The organism is Enterobacter sp. AN-K1, from assembly GCF_020971765.1.
Lineage (GTDB): Bacteria > Pseudomonadota > Gammaproteobacteria > Enterobacterales > Enterobacteriaceae > Enterobacter > Enterobacter hormaechei_C.
The window spans coordinates 842895-861607 of sequence record NZ_CP087390.1; the positions used below are offsets into that span (position 1 = coordinate 842895).

General features: G+C 56.4%; 11 protein-coding genes. 8 read left to right on the forward strand and 3 right to left on the reverse strand.

Features of this window, described 5'->3' with window-relative positions; translation table 11 throughout:
- Positions 1–80: 80 nt before the first annotated feature.
- The 6 genes from ebgR to ygjK all read left to right on the forward strand — a co-directional run bounded on the left by ebgR (position 81) and on the right by ygjK (position 9694).
- Entirely contained in the window at positions 81–1064 is a 984-nt protein-coding gene (gene ebgR / locus LOC22_RS04030) for a transcriptional regulator EbgR (RefSeq protein ID WP_015572215.1), read from the forward strand.
- A gap of 146 nt (positions 1065–1210) precedes the next feature.
- Complete coding sequence (gene ebgA / locus LOC22_RS04035) at positions 1211–4294, forward strand: beta-galactosidase subunit alpha (protein WP_230239380.1); 3084 nt, start codon at positions 1211–1213, stop codon at positions 4292–4294.
- Positions 4291–4740, forward strand: a complete 450-nt coding sequence (locus tag LOC22_RS04040) for a beta-galactosidase subunit beta (protein WP_017692956.1) — start codon at positions 4291–4293, stop codon at positions 4738–4740. The genes ebgA and LOC22_RS04040 overlap by 4 nt, the downstream gene beginning before the upstream one ends.
- A 53-nt stretch (positions 4741–4793) precedes the next feature.
- Positions 4794–6230, forward strand: a complete 1437-nt coding sequence (locus tag LOC22_RS04045) for an amino acid permease (protein ID WP_230239381.1) — start codon at positions 4794–4796, stop codon at positions 6228–6230.
- Between the two features lie 38 nt (positions 6231–6268).
- Positions 6269–7327 carry a protein YgjJ gene (gene ygjJ / locus LOC22_RS04050; protein WP_230239382.1) on the forward strand — a complete coding sequence of 353 codons (1059 nt, stop codon included), beginning with the start codon at positions 6269–6271 and terminating at the stop codon, positions 7325–7327.
- A gap of 15 nt (positions 7328–7342) precedes the next feature.
- Positions 7343–9694 (forward strand): alpha-glucosidase, encoded by a 2352-nt coding sequence (gene ygjK, locus LOC22_RS04055; protein WP_150326051.1) that lies wholly within the window; start codon positions 7343–7345, stop codon positions 9692–9694.
- Between the two features lie 89 nt (positions 9695–9783).
- Here ygjK and LOC22_RS04060 read toward each other — a convergent pair whose 3' ends face one another.
- From LOC22_RS04060 to aegA, 3 genes are all read right to left on the reverse strand, one after another.
- Complete coding sequence (locus tag LOC22_RS04060) at positions 9784–10827, reverse strand: DUF1176 domain-containing protein (protein WP_023295117.1); 1044 nt, start codon at positions 10825–10827, stop codon at positions 9784–9786.
- Between the two features lie 106 nt (positions 10828–10933).
- Positions 10934–11527 carry a GDP-mannose pyrophosphatase NudK gene (gene nudK / locus LOC22_RS04065; protein ID WP_017692952.1) on the reverse strand — a complete coding sequence of 198 codons (594 nt, stop codon included), beginning with the start codon at positions 11525–11527 and terminating at the stop codon, positions 10934–10936.
- Positions 11528–11594: 67 nt separating this feature from the next.
- A complete protein-coding gene (gene aegA, locus LOC22_RS04070) occupies positions 11595–13571 on the reverse strand; it encodes a formate-dependent uric acid utilization protein AegA (RefSeq protein WP_319023529.1) in 1977 nt (658 codons plus the stop codon).
- 152 nt (positions 13572–13723) lie between these two features.
- Here aegA and narQ point away from each other — a divergent pair, with 152 nt between their 5' ends.
- Both narQ and acrD read left to right on the forward strand, forming a co-directional pair.
- Positions 13724–15418 carry a nitrate/nitrite two-component system sensor histidine kinase NarQ gene (gene narQ, locus LOC22_RS04075; protein ID WP_032669410.1) on the forward strand — a complete coding sequence of 565 codons (1695 nt, stop codon included), beginning with the start codon at positions 13724–13726 and terminating at the stop codon, positions 15416–15418.
- A gap of 141 nt (positions 15419–15559) precedes the next feature.
- On the forward strand, positions 15560–18673 hold the full coding sequence (gene acrD / locus LOC22_RS04080) for a multidrug efflux RND transporter permease AcrD (protein ID WP_230239383.1): 3114 nt from the start codon (positions 15560–15562) through the stop codon (positions 18671–18673).
- Positions 18674–18713: the final 40 nt, after the last annotated feature.

An 18713-nucleotide genomic window follows, 5' to 3' on the forward strand; every position in this document is an offset into this window, starting at 1 on the left:
GGGATGTTATTTACTAAAAATTAATGCATGTCCGAACGCATCCTTTACAATAAGCTATCTCGTGGGGAATAAGGACAAACATGGCAACGCTGAAAGACATCGCGACGGAAGCTGGCGTCTCGCTGGCAACGGTATCCCGGGTTTTAAACGATGACCCGACGCTGAATGTGAAAGAAGAGACGAAACACCGCATTCTGGAGATTGCCGAGAAGCTGGAATACAAAAGCACGACCTCCCGTAAAATGCAGTCTGTCGCTGCCGGTCAGCAACATATTCTGGCGCTCTACAGCTACCAGCAGGAACTGGAGATCAACGACCCTTACTATCTTGCCATTCGCCACGGCATTGAGACGCAGTGCGAAAAACTGGGGGTCGAACTGAGTAACTGCTACGCTAATGCCACCCTGCCGGAGCTGAAAAAGCTCACCGGGGTGTTGATTGTAGGCAAACCCTCCCCTGCGCTTCGACGTGCGGCAATGTCGTTGACCGACAACGTCTGTTTTATCGACTTTCACGAGCCAGGCAGCGAGTACGATTCTGTCGATATTGACCTTTCGCGCATCAGCAAGCAGATCGTGGATTTCTTTATTGCTCAGGGAGTTAAGCGGATTGGCTTTATCGGCGGCGAAGATGAGCCAGGCAAGGCTGATATTCGGGAAGCCGCCTTCGTGGAGTACGGGCTCCTGAAAGGGGTGGTATCGGAACAGGACATCTGGCGCGGCGGTTTTTCCAGCTCGTCCGGTTATGAACTGGCAAAAATCATGCTGGCACAACAGTGCTGGCCTTCCGCCTTGTTCGTGGCCTCCGATTCCATCGCCATCGGGGTGTTACGCGCCATTCACGAAAAAGGGCTGGCGATCCCGGAAGATATTTCACTGATCAGCGTGAACGACATTCCAACCGCCCGCTTTACCTTCCCGCCTCTTTCCACCGTGCGCATTCACTCTGAAATGATGGGCAGCCAGGGCGTTAATCTGCTGCTGGAAAAGGCCCGCGATGGCCGCGCACTACCGCTTCAGGTCTTTGTCCCGAGCGTACTGAAGCTGCGCGGCACCACCCGCTGATTTCCACCTGTTAACTCTCCCGCCGGGCACGCCCGGCTTTTTTAATTTCGTGATCGAGTTAAAGCAAATCGGTTTTACTGATTTTATTTAGTAAAATATTTACTAAAATCTCCAGCAATGATGTTTTACCCCTACAGGGAGATCACATGAATCGCTGGGAAAATATTCAACTCACGCATGAAAACCGGCTCCCGCCGCGTGCGTACTTCTTCTCTTATGACACCGTTTCCCGGGCACGCACGTTTGCGCGTGAAGCCAGCAGCCACTTTCTGTCGCTAAGCGGAAAGTGGAACTTTCGCTTCTTCACGAACCCGCTGCTTGTCCCGGAAAACTTTACCTCAGAATACATGGCCGACTGGGGCGATATTACCGTGCCGGGCATGTGGCAGATGGAAGGTCACGGCCAGTTGCAGTACACCGACGAAGGCTTTCCTTTCCCGGTGGACGTACCATGGGTGCCGTCAGACAACCCGACCGGGGCATACCAGCGCTGGTTTACGCTTTCTGAAAGCTGGCAAGAGAAACAGACCCTTATCAAGTTTGACGGCGTCGAAACCTATTTCGAAGTCTACGTGAATGGCCGCTATATAGGCTTTAGCAAAGGCAGCCGACTGTCTGCCGAGTTTGATATCAGCGATGCGGTACACAGCGGGCAAAACCTGTTGTGCGTGCGGGTTATGCAGTGGGCAGATTCCACCTACATTGAGGATCAGGACATGTGGTGGACGGCGGGGATATTCCGCGACGTCTACCTGCTGGGAAAATCACTCACGCATGTCCGCGATTTCACGGTTAAAACCACCTTCGACGAGGCATACCGGGACGCCACCCTCTTCTGTCAGCTTGAGCTGGAAAACCTTGCTGCACGCCCTGGCTGTGTTCAACTGGATTATACCCTGTACGACGGCGAGACAGTGCTGCACAAGGGAACAACCGACAACCTGACCGTCAGCGAGCGTGCGGAAACCGCCTTCAGCATTGAGGTGAGGCAACCCCGCCAGTGGTCCGCTGAATCGCCGGATCTTTATCATCTGGTCATGACTTTAAAAGATAACCATGGCCAGACGCTGGAAATCATCCCGCAGCGCATCGGGTTTCGGGATATCAAGGTGAAAGACGGCCTGTTCTACGTTAACAACCGTTATCTGAAGCTGCACGGCGTCAATCGTCATGACAACGATCATCTGAGGGGCCGCGCGGTGGGGATGGATCGCGTGGAGCGCGACCTGATCCTGATGAAGCAGCACAATATCAACTCGGTACGTACCGCCCACTACCCGAACGACCCGCGCTTTTACGAGCTTTGCGACCTGTACGGCCTGTTTGTAATGGCTGAAACGGATGTGGAGTCTCACGGCTTCGCCAACGTCGGCGACCTGAGCCGCATTACGGACGATCCGGTGTGGGAGCCGGTCTACGTTGAGCGCATCGAACGCCATATTCACGCGCAGAAAAATCATCCGTCGATCATCATCTGGTCGCTCGGAAACGAGTCCGGCTACGGCTGTAACATCCGCGCGATGGCCCGTGCGGCAAAAGCGCTGGATGATACTCGCCTGCTTCACTACGAAGAAGATCGCGACGCCGAGGTGGTGGACATTATCTCCACCATGTATACCCGCGTACCGCTGATGAATCTGTTTGGCGAATACCCGCACGCCAAACCGCGCATTATCTGCGAATACGCCCATGCGATGGGCAACGGTCCCGGCGGGTTGACCGAGTATCAGAACGTGTTCGATCGCCACGACTGCATTCAGGGGCATTATGTCTGGGAGTGGTGCGACCACGGTATTCAGAAAACAGACGCCAGCGGCAACATCTGGTACGCCTATGGCGGCGACTTCGGTGATTACCCCAATAATTACAACTTCTGCCTCGACGGGCTGATCTACTCCGATCAAACGCCCGGGCCAGGTTTGCGTGAGTACAAGCAGGTGATCGCCCCGGTCAAACTGCGCTGGCAAAACGGTGAGCTGCACGTTGATAACCGCTTATGGTTCACCAGCCTGGATGATTACACCCTGCTCACGGAGGTGCGTGCGGAAGGTGAAACGCTGCACAGCGAGCCACTGAACATCACCGGGTTGGCCCCCAACAGTTCCCGCAGCGTCAGCCTGCACGTGCCGGAACTGGACGAGCGCGAAGCATTCCTGACTGTACGTATTATCAAAAACAGTCCCACGCGCTACAGCGAGGTCGGGCACGAGATCGCGGTGTATCAGTTCCCGTTAAAAGGCCGCACGGCACGCCCGACACCGTTTATCAACACCAGTGCCACTCCGCTGCGTCTGGAGGAAGATCGCCTGAGCTGCACCGTGACCGGGCATAACTTCCGCGCGACCTTCTCTAAAGTATCGGGAAAACTCAGCGCCTGGCAGGTGAACGGTGAGGAATACCTTACCCGTGAGCCGAAGATTAACTTCTTCAAGCCCATGATTGATAACCATAAGCAGGAGTATGAAGGGCTGTGGCAGCCGTATCATTTCCAGATCATGCAGGAGCATCTGCGCGGTTTCGAGGTTGAGCAGCATAACGATGCGATCATCGTCACCACCCGTACCCTGATTGCCCCGCCAGTGTTTGATTTTGGCATGCGCTGTACCTATCGCTGGCGCATCGCCGCCGACGGGCAGATCAACGTTGAGCTATGCGGTGAGCGCTACGGCGAGTACCCACACATCATTCCGTGCATCGGCTTTACGCTTGGCATCAACGGCGGTTTCGATCAGGTGAGCTACTACGGGCGAGGGCCGGGTGAAAACTATCCGGACAGCCAGCAGGCCAGCACCATCGACCTGTGGCACACCACGGTTGATAAGATGTTTGAAAATTATCCGTTCCCGCAAAACAACGGCAACCGTCAGCAGGTGCGCTGGGCCTCCCTCGCGGATCGTCATGGCAGCGGCGTGCTGGTCGTACCGCAACAGCCTCTCCACTTCAGCGCCTGGCACTACACGGCTGAGAACATTCACGCCGCACAGCACTGCAACGAACTGCGCCGCTGCGATGACATTACGCTTAATCTTGACCACCAGGTGCTGGGCTTAGGCTCCAATTCCTGGGGAAGTGAGGTACTGGAGAGCTGGCGCGTCTGGTTCAGTCCGTTCCGCTACGGCTTCACATTGCTCCCGCTCAATGGCGGCCGCATCGCCTCGATGGCGCTGGCACGCCAGCAATTCGGCACCGGTTTCTTCTCCATGGATTTGCACAGCGAGGCAGACAAATGATCGTTCTTGAGAGCCTGGAACAGTTTCAACAGCATTACCGCACGGGTCGCAAATGGCAGCGCTGCTCAGAAGCCATTAACAATATCGATAATATCTCGCCCGGCGTAGCCCATTCGATTGGCGATTCGCTGGCCTACCGTGTGACCAATGATGCCAGCACCGACGCGCTGTTTGTCGGGCATCGCCGCTATTTCGAGGTGCATTACTACCTTCAGGGCGCGCAGAAAATTGAATATGCCGCCAAAGATGCGCTTCAGACAGTGGAGTGTTACCGCGATGAGACCGATCGAGAATACCTGAAAGGCATGGGTACCACCGAACAGGTGCGCGAGGGGCAGATCGTAATTTGTGAGAACCATGAGGCGTATCGCTTTATCAGCGAGGAGCCGGTCAAAAAAGTCATTCTCAATGTGACCATCGAAGACGGTTATTTCCATAACAAATAAAAAAACGAGCGGTGCCAATGAAGCACCGCTAGCCTCTTACCCGGAGAAACGTTATGTCTGAAACCACCAAACGCAATACCATCGGCAAATTCGGCCTGCTGTCGCTGACCTTTGCCGCCGTGTTTAGTTTTAACAACGTGATCAATAATAATATCGAACTCGGACTTGCCTCCGCGCCGATGTTCTTTTTAGCAACCCTGTTCTATTTTATCCCGTTCTGCTTAATTATCGCTGAGTTTGTCTCGTTGAATAAAAACTCAGAAGCTGGAGTTTATGCCTGGGTAAAAAGTTCACTCGGCGGGCGCTGGGCATTTATTACCGCTTATACATACTGGTTCGTGAATTTATTCTTCTTCACCTCGTTATTACCGCGCGTCATTGCCTATGCCTCTTATGCCTTTCTTGGCTATGAGTACATTCTCACACCATTTGCCACAACGGTGCTAAGTATGGTGCTGTTCGCCTTCTCAACGTGGGTCTCCACCAACGGGGCGAAGATGCTGGGGCCAATTACGTCTGTAACCTCCACGCTGATGCTGCTGCTGACGCTCTCTTACATTCTGCTGGCGGGCGCGGCGCTAATGGGTGGGGTGCAGCCCGCTGATCCGATTACCGTCGACGCGATGATCCCGCATTTTAACTGGGCATTCCTCGGCATTACCACCTGGATATTTATGGCTGCCGGGGGCGCGGAATCCGTCGCGGTGTACGTAAACGATGTGAAAGGCGGTTCGAAATCTTTCGTTAAAGTGATCATCCTGGCGGGGATCTTTATCGGCGTGCTGTACTCCATCTCCTCGGTACTGATCAACGTCTTTATCAGCAGCAAAGCGTTGAAGTTTACCGGGGGTTCGGTGCAGGTGTTCCACGGTCTGGCGGTGTGGTTTGGCCTGCCGGAAGTGTTGATGAACCGTTTCGTCGGTCTGGTTTCCTTTACCGCCATGTTCGGCTCCCTGCTGATGTGGACGGCGACGCCGGTCAAAATCTTTTTCTCGGAGATCCCGACCGGCATTTTTGGTCCGAAAACCGTGGCGCTGAACGAAAACGGCGTACCGGCGCGCGCGGCCTGGATCCAGTATTTGATTGTGATCCCACTGATGATTATCCCGACCATGGGCTCCAGTACCGCGCAGGAGCTGATGAACACCGTCATCAATATGACCGCTGCGGCCTCCATGTTACCGCCGCTGTTTATTATGCTGGCCTACCTCAACCTGCGTCGTAAGCTCGATCACCTGCCGCGCGATTTCAGGATGGGTTCACGAACCACGGGTATAACCATAGTGTCGATGCTGATTGTTATTTTCGCCATTGGTTTTGTGGCATCCACTTTCCCTACCGGTGCCAATATTCTGACGATTATTTTCTATAACGTCGGTGGCATTGTTTTATTCCTCGGATTTGCCTGGTGGAAATACAGCAAATACGTAAAAGGATTATCAAAAGAACAACAAAAAATTGAAGCATCACCTGCCTCGAATATTAACTGAAATAAAAGGCATGGATTTTATCTCATTGGGATGAGTTTATGAAAATTAAACAAAAAACATTTTGGGCACTCGCTGCCCTCTCTTTCTGCTGCCCTGCTATTGCCGCAGAAGATGCCCGGCCCGCTGAACATGACGATACCAAAACACCGGCAATAACCTCCCCGTCATTTCGTTTTTATGGCGAGATGGGCGTCGGTGGGTATATGGATTTAGAAGGTCAGGATAAACATAAATACAGCGACGGCACTTATATTGAGGGCGGTCTGGAGATAAAACAGGGGAACTGGTTCGGCCTGATTTACGGCGAAGGCTGGACCGTACAGGCGGATCATCAGGGCAACGCCTGGGTGCCCGATCACAGCTGGGGCGGGTTTGAAGGTGGGATTAACCGCTTCTACGGCGGTTACAAAACCGATAACAGCACCGAGATCATGCTCAGCCTGCGCCAGGACTCGTCTCTCGATGACCTGCAATGGTGGGGCGATTTTACGCCGGATCTGGGTTATGTGATCCCCAACACCCGCGACATCTTGTACGCACTAAAGGTGCAAAACCTCTCCGGCAACCTGCGCTATAGCGTCACCGCCACGCCAGCGGGTCACCATGACGAAAGCAAGGCCTGGCTGCACTTCGGCAAATACGATCGTTATGACGACAAATATACCTATCCGGCAATGGCGAATGGCTATATTCAGTACGACATCATGAAAGATGTCACCTGGATGAACGGTCTTGAAATTACCGACGGTACAGGCCAGCTCTTTTTAACAGGCGTTTTGACACCCAACCTGGCGGCACGCGCGTGGCATCATACCGGACGGGCAGATGGACAGAACGTCTCCGGCACGGAGAGCGGATTTATGGTCAGCGCCATGGTGGAAGCCCTGAAAGGCGTTTATCTCTCCACTGCTTACAGCTACGCGAAACATCGTCCGGACGATGAGGATGAAGAAACTACCTCGTTTATGCAGTTCGGGATCTGGTACGAGTACGGCGGCGGGCGTTTTGCCACCGCTGCCGACAGCCGCTTCTATATGAAAAATGCCTCCGGCGACCCGAGCGATCAGGTCTTCCTGATGCAATACTTCTACTGGTAAAAAGGATCTACCACCATGAAATACGTCCTCACGCCGCTGGCCTGCGCGCTGGCGCTCAGTTTTTCGGCTCACGCCGCCACCGCAACTGACTTCAAAAACGTCATCAACCGTACCGGCGCGCCGCTCTTCATGCAGGATTTCGACTACGACGACCACCAGCGGTTTAATCCCTTTTTTGATATGGGTGCCTGGCATGGGCATTTGCTGCCGGACGGGCCGCAGACCCAGGGCGGATTTCCCGGCGTAGCGCTGCTCACCGAAGAGTACATCAACTTTATGGCGACGAATTTTGATCGCCTGTCCGTGTACCAGAACGGCAAAAAAGTGGATTTCACCCTTGAAGCCTACAGCCTCCCTGGCGCGTTGGTGCAGAAACTGAGCGCCAGGGATGTTCAGATCGTGATGACGCTGCGCTTTGCTTCTGCGCGTACTTCGCTGCTTGAAACCCGTATTACCAGCAAAACGCCGCTGGAGCTGGTGTGGGATGGCGAGCTGCTGGAAAAACTGGAGGCCAAAGAGGGCAAGCCGCGTTCGGATAAAACCATCGACAGCGCATATCCTGATTATCAGCGTAAAATTGTAGCCACGCGCGACGGCCTGAAGGTGACCTTCGGCAAGGTACGCTCCACCTGGGATCTGCTCACCTCCGGCAGTTCCGAATATCAGTTACACCGATCTCTTCCTGCCGAGACCACCGTTGACGGACATCGCTTTACCAGCCGGGCACAGATTTCCGGCAGCACCACGCTGTACACTACCTACTCCCATCTGCTGAACGCCGATGACGTCGCGCGTGAACAGCCGCAGATCCGCGACATTCTGGCGCGTCCGGCCTACTTTATGGCCGCCTCGCAAGCGCGCTGGGAGAGGTATTTACAAAAAGGGTTAACCAACCCGCACGCGACTCCAGAACAAACGCGCGTGGCGGTGAAAGCCATCGAGACGTTGAACGGTAACTGGCGTTCGCCAGGCGGCGCGGTGCGTTTTAACACGGTGACGCCCTCCGTAACCGGACGCTGGTTCTCCGGCAACCAGACCTGGCCGTGGGACACCTGGAAACAGGCATTTGCCATGGCGCATTTCAACCCGGAGATCGCCAAAGAGAACATCCGCGCGGTCTTCTCCTGGCAGATCAAACCCGACGATCCGGTGCGCCCGCAGGATACCGGATTTGTGCCGGATTTAATCGCCTGGAACCTGAGCCCGGAACGAGGCGGCGACGGCGGTAACTGGAACGAGCGTAACACCAAGCCGAGCCTGGCGGCATGGTCGGTGATGGAGGTGTATAACACCACGCAGGATAAAGCCTGGCTTGCCGAGATGTATCCAAAACTGGTTGCCTATCACGACTGGTGGCTGCGTAACCGCGATCATAACGGCAACGGCGTGCCGGAGTACGGTGCGACGCGTGATAAGGCCCATAACACCGCTACCGGCGAGATGCTGTTCACGGTGAAAAAAGGTGATAAAGAAGAGTCGCTTTCCGGCCTGAATAACTACGCACGGATAATCGATAACGGCCAGTACGACAGCCTGGAGATCCCCGCGCAGGTGGCCGCCTCGTGGGAGTCCGGGCGCGATGATGCCGCCGTATTCGGATTTATCGATAAAGCGCAGCTGGATAAGTACGTTGAAAACGGCGGGAAACGCAGCGACTGGACGGTTAAATTTGCCGAAAACAGGAGTAAAAAAGGCGATCTGTTAGGGTATTCCTTATTACAGGAGTCCGTTGACCAGGCAAGCTATATGTACAGCGACAATCACTATCTGGCGCAGATGGCGAGCCTGCTGGGTAAAGAGCAGGAGGCCAGCCACTATCGCCAGCTGGCAGATAAGCTCGCAACCTATATCAACACCTGCATGTTCGATGCGAAAAGCGGGTTTTACTATGACATTCGTATCGAGGATAAGCCGCTGGCGAACGGCTGTGCGGGCAAACCTATCGTCGAGCGTGGTAAAGGGCCGGAAGGCTGGTCTCCGCTGTTTAACGGTGCCGCGACGCAGGAACATGCGGATGCCGTGGTCAAGGTGATGCTGGATCCGAAGGAGTTCAATACCTGGGTACCGCTCGGCACCGCCGCGCTGACAAACCCGGCGTTCGGCGCAGACATATACTGGCGCGGCCGGGTCTGGGTCGATCAGTTCTGGTTTGGACTAAAAGGCATGGAACGTTACGGCTATCGTGAGCAGGCGCAAACCCTCGCCGAAACCTTCTTTAAGCATGCGAAAGGGTTAACCTCGGACGGCCCGATTCAGGAGAACTATAACCCCCTGACCGGAGCACAGCAGGGCGCACCTAACTTCTCCTGGAGCGCGGCGCATTTGTATATGCTGTATAACGACTTTTTCCGTAAGAGCGATCGGTGATGCCCTCGTGCCCGGTGGCGGCTACGCCTTACCGGGCCTACGGTTCTAAAAAGTAGGCCGGGTAAGCGACAGCGCCACCCGGCAAAACCCTACCTTGTGATCCACAGCGTGGGCCAGGCATCTGGTCCATTCCAGTTATCACAGCTTGGCTCTTCCGCGTAGCGTACCAGGCGGAAGCGCTGGCCGTTAAAACGCCAGCGGGTCTGGATCCCACAGTCGCCAATCCCGCGTCCCAGCGCCAGCGTGGTCAGCTCGCGCGTTTTTTCGTCGAAGCTGGCATTCATCAGCTCCATGTCGCTACTCTGGCTGGAAGGGGTAAACGGCAGGCGCAATCTCACGCTCCTGGCCGAAAATGGTTTTTTACGCGACACCAGCCACGCCAGGTCGACGGTGTTGTACGCCCCCGCCTCACAGCTGATGATCATCAGCGCTTTGTCATCGGTCAGCGCGGTCACGCGCACTTCACGCCGGTTCGGATCGAGAGAGCACTGGCTGTGGTTCATGCGCCAGGTACCGTAATCCAGCAGATCGTTGAGTTCGTTATGCGTCAGCGGCGTTGGCGTGGGGTTCACCACCGCCACCTTTTTTAATGCCGGCGCAGGCGGCACGCTCAGCGGTGGACTATCCCCTTTTTTAATCCACGCCGTTTCACTTCCGACGCGTTTTTGCTGGGCATCGATAAACAGCAGCGCCGCTTTCAGACCGGCCAGAGAAATTGTCTGCTTCCCCCCGCGCAGGGTCAGCGCCTGCCCTTCCTGAATGGTTTTCAGAAACGTGGTGATGGTGGCCGTATCGTCTGTTTTAAGATGCCAGGGGGCTAACTGCCAGTGTTGCGACGTGAGTTTAAGCGGCACATTGTCGAGCAGCAGGCGCGGGGCGATGTCAGGCTCTTTCACCGGTGGCGCCGAAAGCCCGCCGAGATCGATGCGCAGGCTGGCGTCCGTTTTTGCCCCCGCACTGCGGCTCAGCGTCATGACCAGACCGCGATGCTCGCCGGTATTGCGCGCTACGCAGAAGTTCTGGTTATTGCAGGTCACCTGCCAGTCTGAAAAAGACTGCTGCGCAGGCGCAGCCCACACCAAAGGCGCGGGAAGCACGCAAATGAAGAAGAGAAGATAAACGCAGTAGCGCATGAACGGCACAGCCCCGGAAACGAATAGGTCAATCTGGGGCGTATCTTCGTGCCCTGGGCGGGCTGGCTCAATCGGATTTATCGGATAGATTTATCTGAAATACAACTTATCGCGCTTCCGCCGCCGCATTCATCAGCCCGCTGGTTTGCAGATACTGCAACAGGATCACCGCTTTACCGTCGCGGATCTCACCGCGTTTCACCATGTCGACAGCCTGAGCGAAAGGCATTTCCAGCACTTCAATGTCTTCATCGTCCACGCCGCCGCCCCGGTGCGTGCGCTGAGCATCGGTATATTCCGCAATGAAGAAGTGAACCAGCTCGGTAACCCCGCCAGGGGACATAAACAGCTCAAAGACTTTCTGCACCGCACCCACTTCAAAACCCGTCTCCTCAATGGCTTCTTTGCGGATACACACTTCCGGCTCATCGTCATCAAGCAGACCTGCACAGGTTTCAATCAGACGTCCGTCCGCGTTGCCATTGACCCATGTCGCGATGCGAAACTGGCGGATCAGCACCACGCTTTGCTTTTCACGGTTATACAGCAGGATGGTTGCACCATTGCCCCGGTCGTAGACTTCGCGTTTATGGCGAATGACGTCCCCGTTCTTACGGGTGAGATCGTAAGTGATGTTACGCAGGACAAAGTAATTTTCAGAAAGGATTTTGTCTTTAATAACGGTAATGTTCAGGGACATACGGGCTCCACGGCAAAATGAGTCTGTTTATACTACGCCGTGATGCCCGCTTTGTCGCCCGTCTGCATTAATGCAAGTTGCGCGGCGGCACGCCAAGCCAGTCCATGATCCCCTGCGCGGCATGGCGCCCTTCCGCCATCGCGGTGACCACCAGATCCGCACCGCGTACCGCATCACCGCCAGCAAAAATCTGCGGATTCGAGGTCTGGTAGCGATAACGGCTCTCCACGGAGGCCCTGATGCGCCCCCAGTCGTCGGTGTCGACGCCCTGCGCCTGAAGCCACGGCATGGCGTGCGGATTAAAACCAAACGCCATGATCACCGCATCCGCTGGCATGACAAACTCACTGCCCGCCACCGGGACAGGACGCCGCCGCCCCTGCGCATCCGGCTCGCCCAGCCTGGTGCGCAGCATCCGGATACCGTTAACCTTCCCGTCGGTATCCAGCGTGAGCTCAACCGGCTGGACATTAAATTCAAACGCCGCGCCCTCTTCTTTCGCGTTTTTAACCTCTTTCTTTGAGCCCGGCATGTTGGCCTCGTCCCGCCGATAGGCGCAGGTGACTTTCGCCGCGCCATGCCGCAGCGCGGTGCGCACGCAGTCCATCGCCGTATCGCCCCCGCCGAGCACCACCACGTTTAAACCCTGTGTGTCGATAAACGGTTCGTCTGCGGCAGGATCAAGGCCCATCACGTTCCGCGTGTTTGCCACTAAAAACGGCAGCGCGTCGTACACGCCCGGCGCGTCTTCGTGAGGGATACCCGCTTTCATGGAACGATAGGTCCCTACGCCGATGAACAGGGCATCGTAGTCGTTTTGCAGTTGGGCCATCGACACGTCTTTTCCCACCTCGCAGTTCAGCTCGAAGCGGATGCCCATCGCGCTGAATATCTCTCTGCGCCGCGCTAACAGGGATTTATCCAGCTTGAAGGCCGGAATACCAAAGGTCAGCAATCCGCCGATTTCCGGATGGCGGTCGTAGACCGTCACGCCGACGCCGCTGCGCACCAGCACGTCGGCGCAGGCCAGCCCTGCCGGACCGGCGCCGATGATGGCGACGCGCTTACCGACCGGCTTAACGTGGCTGACGTCCGGCGTCCAGCCCATCGCCAGCGCCCGATCCGAGATATACCGTTCGATATTACCGATGGTTACTGCCCCTGACGCATCCCGCAGGGTGCAGGCGCCTTCACATAATCGATCCTGTGGGCAGACGCGGCCGGTAATTTCCGGTAAACAGTTAGTCTGGTGAGAAAGCTCAGCCGCACCGACGATATCCCCCGCCCCGATCCGCTCAATCCACTGGGGAATGTGGTTATGCAGCGGGCAGGTCCACTCGCAAATGCTATGCTCGCCACATTTCAGGCACCGGGATGCCTCACGCTGCGCCTGTTCCGGGCGAAACGGCAGGTAGATCTCGTTAAAATGGTATGCGCGTGCTTCGGGGCTGAGCTTATCCGGCTCACCGCGCGCCGGGGTGTTTTGCATCTGTTGCCGTTTGGTTTGCGGAGGGGCTGACTGAACCGCCTCGCTGTGCCACGGCAGCGCGTCCAGCCTTGCGCTGCGCTGTCGGCGCTGCTTAACCAGCTTATCCAGTACGGCTGGGGTGGCGAGCGTAAGCACCGCCGCCGGGCAGTTTTCCACGCAGGCCGGGCCTTGCGGCCTTTCCAGGCAGAGGTCGCATTTGTGCGCCGAGGCCTTTACGCTGTCGTTTTCCAGCGGGGCGATCAGCATGTCCATCGTGCCAAACGGACAGGCCACCACGCAGGCTTTACAGCCAATGCATTTTTGTTGATTGACCTGTACGCTGTCGTTGTGTTGCGTGATGGCTCCGTTCGGGCAGCTTTGCGCGCAGGGCGCATTTTCACAGTGGTGGCAGGTCACGGGACTTTTTCGCAAGCCAGTAGTAAGGACCGTAATGCGGGGATGAAAATGGCGCTCGCTCAGCGCGTGCTGTTCCCCGTTGTGCGCCATCACACAGGCAACTTCGCAGGCGCGACAACCGATACACTGCTGCGCATTGGCCATAATAAAACGATTCATAACAACACCTGTTTTTGGTTCAATAACCTTATTCTTTCTATTGTTATCGTATTTACCCACAGCGGCATGGCGACGCAATGTTCAAATGCCCAGGAAGCCGAACTATTTCCAGTGAACCTGTGGCAGATCAATTTAATTCAGGAAGCTGATGAGTGACCGTTAAACGCCCCGTATCGGGAAGCCTGGCTCGGGCTTTCTTTTCGATGATTGTCTTGTCCGTTCTGATCAGCGCCATTGCGCTGGTCACACTCGCCAGCAGCCAGCGCGACGCCGAGGCGATTAACATCGCCGGCTCGCTGCGTATGCAGAGCTACCGCCTGGGCTACGAAATGCAGCGCGCCGGCCCATCGCTGGCAGAGCACCGCGCGGTCTGGCAAAAAACGCTGAGCGCGCCTGCGTTGCAGAAGCTAAACCGCTGGTATGTGCCAGAGGACGTCAAACAGCGTTACCAGCAGTTGCACCTTGGCTGGCAGGAGATGGACACGCGCATCGCCAGCGGCGATACCGGGTGGTATCAGAGCCACATTGAGGATTTCGTGGGCCGGATAGATGCCTTTGTGCTGGCGCTACAGCACTACACCGAACATAAAATTCAGCTGGTGATTTTCATGTCGCTGACGGGCGGCCTGGGCATCCTGCTGCTGGCGGTAGTGACCCTGCGGCGCATCCGCCGTCAGGTTGTGCTGCCGCTGAATAATCTGGTGGCGGCGAGCGAGCGTATCGAACAGGGGCAATTCGACACTCCCGCGCCGGATACTACGCTTCCCAACGAGCTGGGCCAGCTTTCCCGCGCCTTCAACCATATGTCGGCGGAATTACACACCCTGTACCGTTCACTTGAGCGCTCCGTTGCTGAAAAAACCCGCCACCTGAATGAAGCGCATCAGCAGCTCGAAATGCTGTTCAAATGCTCACAGGCGTTGAATACCGGGCAGATAGACAGCCACTGCTTCCGGCATATTTTGCAGATTGTGCATGACTATACGCAGATGAATTACCTGCAATTGCGCACCAGTGACGACTGGCAGCTTTACGAAGGACAGGAGTCCCCGGGCGAGAAAATGCACAATTTACCGGTGTTAATGCAGGACACCCTGTACGGCGAACTGCGCTGGCAAAGCGCGACCGGGGATGTTCCGCTGCCGCTCATGGAAAGCGTGGCGACGATGCTGGGCCGGGGGCTCTATTTTAATCAGGCGCAGAAACATTATCAGCAGCTGCTGCTGATGGAGGAGCGCGCCACCATCGCGCGCGAGCTGCATGATTCGCTGGCGCAGGTGCTCTCCTATTTGCGTATTCAGCTTACGCTGCTGAAGCATGCCGTGCCGGGCGACAATGCTCCGGCGCAGACCATCATTACGGACTTCTCCCGCGAGCTGAATAATGCCTGGCATCAGCTACGCGAGCTGCTCACCACCTTCCGCCTGACGCTCAATCACGCCAATCTTCCTGCCGCGCTACAGGAGTCTCTCGACGGGTTGCAAAGCCAGACCCGCGCGAAGCTGGTGCTCGACTGCCGTCTCTCATCGCTGGCGCTGGACGCACAAAAACAGGTGCACCTCTTACAGATTGTGCGTGAGGCAGTGCTGAATGCGATTAAACATGCCGACGCGAGCGAGATTGTGGTCAGCTGCGTCACCACCGCGGACGGCACTCACACGGTCACGATCCGCGACAACGGCATTGGTATCGGCGACGCCAGTGAACCGCCGGGGCATTACGGGCTGAATATCATGCGCGAACGCGCGGGACGGCTCGGCGGGACATTACACTTTTCTCAGCCGCCACAGGGCGGGACACAGGTCAGCGTAACGTTCCAGACGCCTGCGGCCCAGGCTGAAAAATAGCGAGAAAGAAGGCGCGCTGAAAAAAGCGCATGATAATTTACATTATCTCCTTTATTTCTCCACGTTTGACCTGGGCCTTACCGCTAAAGTTAGGCGGGCAATAAACAATAATGACGTGCAGCAAAACGAGGTCACACTTTAATGGCGAATTTTTTCATCGATCGCCCCATTTTTGCCTGGGTGCTTGCAATCCTGTTGTGTCTGACGGGTGTCCTGGCGATTACGTCCCTTCCTGTTGAGCAATACCCTGACCTCGCGCCCCCCAACGTGCGTATCACGGCGAACTACCCTGGCGCCTCGGCACAGACGCTGGAAAATACCGTCACCCAGGTTATCGAGCAGAACATGACGGGTCTCGATAACCTGATGTACATGTCCTCACAGAGCAGCGCCACGGGCCAGGCGACGGTAACCCTGAGCTTTACGGCGGGCACGGATCCGGATGAAGCGGTGCAGCAGGTGCAAAACCAGCTGCAATCGGCCCTGCGTAAACTGCCTCAGGCGGTGCAGAACCAGGGGGTGACCGTGCGTAAAACCGGTGACACCAATATTTTGACCATCGCGTTTGTTTCAACCGATGGCTCAATGGATAAGCAGGACATCGCGGACTACGTCGCCAGTAATATTCAGGACCCGCTCAGCCGTATCAACGGCGTGGGTGATATCGACGCCTACGGCTCGCAGTACTCCATGCGTATCTGGCTGGATCCCAACAAGCTGAACAGCGTGCAGATGACCGCCAAAGATGTCACCGACGCTATCGAATCGCAGAACGCCCAGATTGCCGTGGGGCAGCTCGGCGGTACCCCGTCCGTGGATAACCAGGCGCTTAACGCCACCATCAACTCCCAGTCGCTGCTCCAGACACCTGAACAGTTCCGCAATATCACGCTACGCGTGAATCAGGACGGTTCGGAAGTGCGTCTGGGGGATGTCGCCACCGTGGAAATGGGGGCGGAAAAATATGACTACCTGAGCCGCTTTAACGGCAATGCCGCGTCCGGGCTGGGGGTGAAACTGGCCTCCGGCGCCAACGAAATGGCGACCGCGCAGCGGGTGCTAGAGCGTCTGGATGAGCTGTCGCATTTCTTCCCGCACGGACTGGAGTACAAAGTCGCCTACGAAACCACCTCGTTCGTAAAAGCCTCCATCGAAGATGTGGTGAAAACCCTGCTCGAAGCTATCGCGCTGGTGTTCCTCGTGATGTACCTGTTCCTGCAAAACTTCCGCGCTACGCTGATCCCCACTATTGCGGTGCCGGTGGTGCTGCTGGGTACCTTTGCGGTGCTGTATGCCTTCGGTTACAGCATCAACACTCTGACCATGTTCGCCATGGTGCTGGCCATCGGCCTGCTGGTGGATGATGCCATCGTGGTGGTGGAAAACGTTGAGCGCATCATGAGCGAGGAAGGGCTTTCGCCCCGCGAGGCCACGCGCAAATCGATGGGACAGATTCAGGGCGCGCTGGTCGGTATCGCCATGGTGCTGTCGGCGGTATTTATCCCGATGGCGTTTTTTGGCGGCACCACGGGCGCGATTTATCGCCAGTTCTCGATCACCATCGTTTCTGCAATGGTGCTCTCCGTACTGGTGGCGATGCTCCTTACCCCTGCCCTGTGCGCGACGCTGCTGAAACCGCTGCATAAGGGCGAACACCACGGTCAAAAAGGCTTCTTCGGCTGGTTTAACCGCATGTTTAACTGCAATGCGGCGCGCTATGAAGCGGGCGTGGGTAAAGTTCTGCACCGCAGCGTACGCTGGATGGTGGTTTATGTTCTGCTGCTCGGCGGCATGGTCTTCCTGTTCCTGCGGCTGCCAACCTCGTTCCTGCCGCTGGAAGATCGCGGCATGTTTATCACCTCCGTACAGTTACCCAGCGGCTCGACCCAGCAGCAGACCCTGAAAGTGGTGCAGAAGGTTGAGAACTACTTCCATACTCAGGAGAAAGATAACGTGGTCTCCGTCTTCTCCACCGTCGGCTCTGGCCCTGGCGGTAACGGGCAGAACGTGGCGCGTATGTTTGTGCGCCTGAAAGACTGGGACCAGCGCGACAGCGATACCGGCTCCTCCTTTGCCATCATTGAGCGTGCAACCAAAGCGTTCAACAAAATCAAGGAAGCGCGCGTTTTCGCCAGCAGCCCGCCCGCCATCAGCGGCCTGGGCAGCTCAGCCGGGTTTGATATGGAGCTTCAGGATCACGCTGGTGCCGGGCATGACGCGTTGATGGCTGCTCGCGACAAGCTGCTGGAGCTGGCCGGGAAAGATCCGCAGCTTACCCGCGTTCGTCATAACGGTCTGGATGACAGCCCTCAGCTACAGGTGGATATTGACCAGCGTAAAGCGCAGGCGCTGGGCGTCTCCATCGACGACATTAACGACACCCTGCAAACGGCATGGGGCTCAAGCTACGTGAATGACTTTATGGATCGCGGCCGCGTGAAGAAGGTCTACGTTCAGTCTGCCGCCAAATACCGCATGCTGCCGGACGATATCAACCGCTGGTATGTGCGCAATAACACCGGCGGCATGGTGCCGTTCTCGGCGTTTGCGACGTCACGCTGGGAGACCGGTTCACCGCGTCTGGAGCGTTACAACGGCTATTCGGCGCTGGAGATTGTCGGTGAAGCCGCGCCGGGCGTCAGTACCGGTACCGCAATGGACATTATGGAAAAACTGGTTCAGCAGTTACCGACCGGCTTTGGCCTGGAGTGGACAGCGATGTCCTACCAGGAACGGCTTTCCGGCGCTCAGGCGCCTGCCCTGTATGCCCTTTCGCTGCTGGTGGTGTTCCTCTGTCTGGCGGCGCTGTATGAAAGCTGGTCAGTGCCGTTCTCGGTGATGCTGGTGGTGCCTCTCGGGGTCATCGGAGCGCTGCTGGCAACCTGGATGCGCGGCCTGGAAAATGATGTCTATTTCCAGGTCGGACTCCTCACCGTAATCGGATTGTCGGCGAAAAACGCCATTCTGATCGTCGAATTTGCCAATGAGATGAATGCCAAAGGTCACGAACTGATGGCCGCCACGCTGCACGCCTGTCGTCAGCGCCTGCGCCCGATCCTGATGACTTCTCTGGCGTTTGTGTTTGGCGTCCTGCCGATGGCCACCAGCTCCGGCGCAGGCTCCAGCAGCCAGCACGCGGTGGGAACGGGCGTTATGGGGGGAATGATTTCGGCGACGATTCTGGCTATCTATTTCGTACCGCTGTTCTTTGTGCTGGTACGCCGTCGTTTCCCGCTGAAGGATAAGCCGGAATAACACGTTGAAATAAAAAAGGCGGCTTTACAGGCCGCCTTTT

Coding starts and splice junctions, on each gene's coding strand:
- LOC22_RS04045 (WP_230239381.1), top strand. CDS start 4,794: ATGTCTGAAACCACCAAACGCAATACCATCGGCAAATTCGGCCTGCTG.
- nudK (WP_017692952.1), bottom strand. CDS start 11,527: ATGTCCCTGAACATTACCGTTATTAAAGACAAAATCCTTTCTGAAAAT.
- acrD (WP_230239383.1), top strand. CDS start 15,560: ATGGCGAATTTTTTCATCGATCGCCCCATTTTTGCCTGGGTGCTTGCA.
- aegA (WP_319023529.1), bottom strand. CDS start 13,571: ATGAATCGTTTTATTATGGCCAATGCGCAGCAGTGTATCGGTTGTCGC.
- ebgR (WP_015572215.1), top strand. CDS start 81: ATGGCAACGCTGAAAGACATCGCGACGGAAGCTGGCGTCTCGCTGGCA.
- ygjK (WP_150326051.1), top strand. CDS start 7,343: ATGAAATACGTCCTCACGCCGCTGGCCTGCGCGCTGGCGCTCAGTTTT.
- ebgA (WP_230239380.1), top strand. CDS start 1,211: ATGAATCGCTGGGAAAATATTCAACTCACGCATGAAAACCGGCTCCCG.
- LOC22_RS04040 (WP_017692956.1), top strand. CDS start 4,291: ATGATCGTTCTTGAGAGCCTGGAACAGTTTCAACAGCATTACCGCACG.
- ygjJ (WP_230239382.1), top strand. CDS start 6,269: ATGAAAATTAAACAAAAAACATTTTGGGCACTCGCTGCCCTCTCTTTC.
- LOC22_RS04060 (WP_023295117.1), bottom strand. CDS start 10,827: ATGCGCTACTGCGTTTATCTTCTCTTCTTCATTTGCGTGCTTCCCGCG.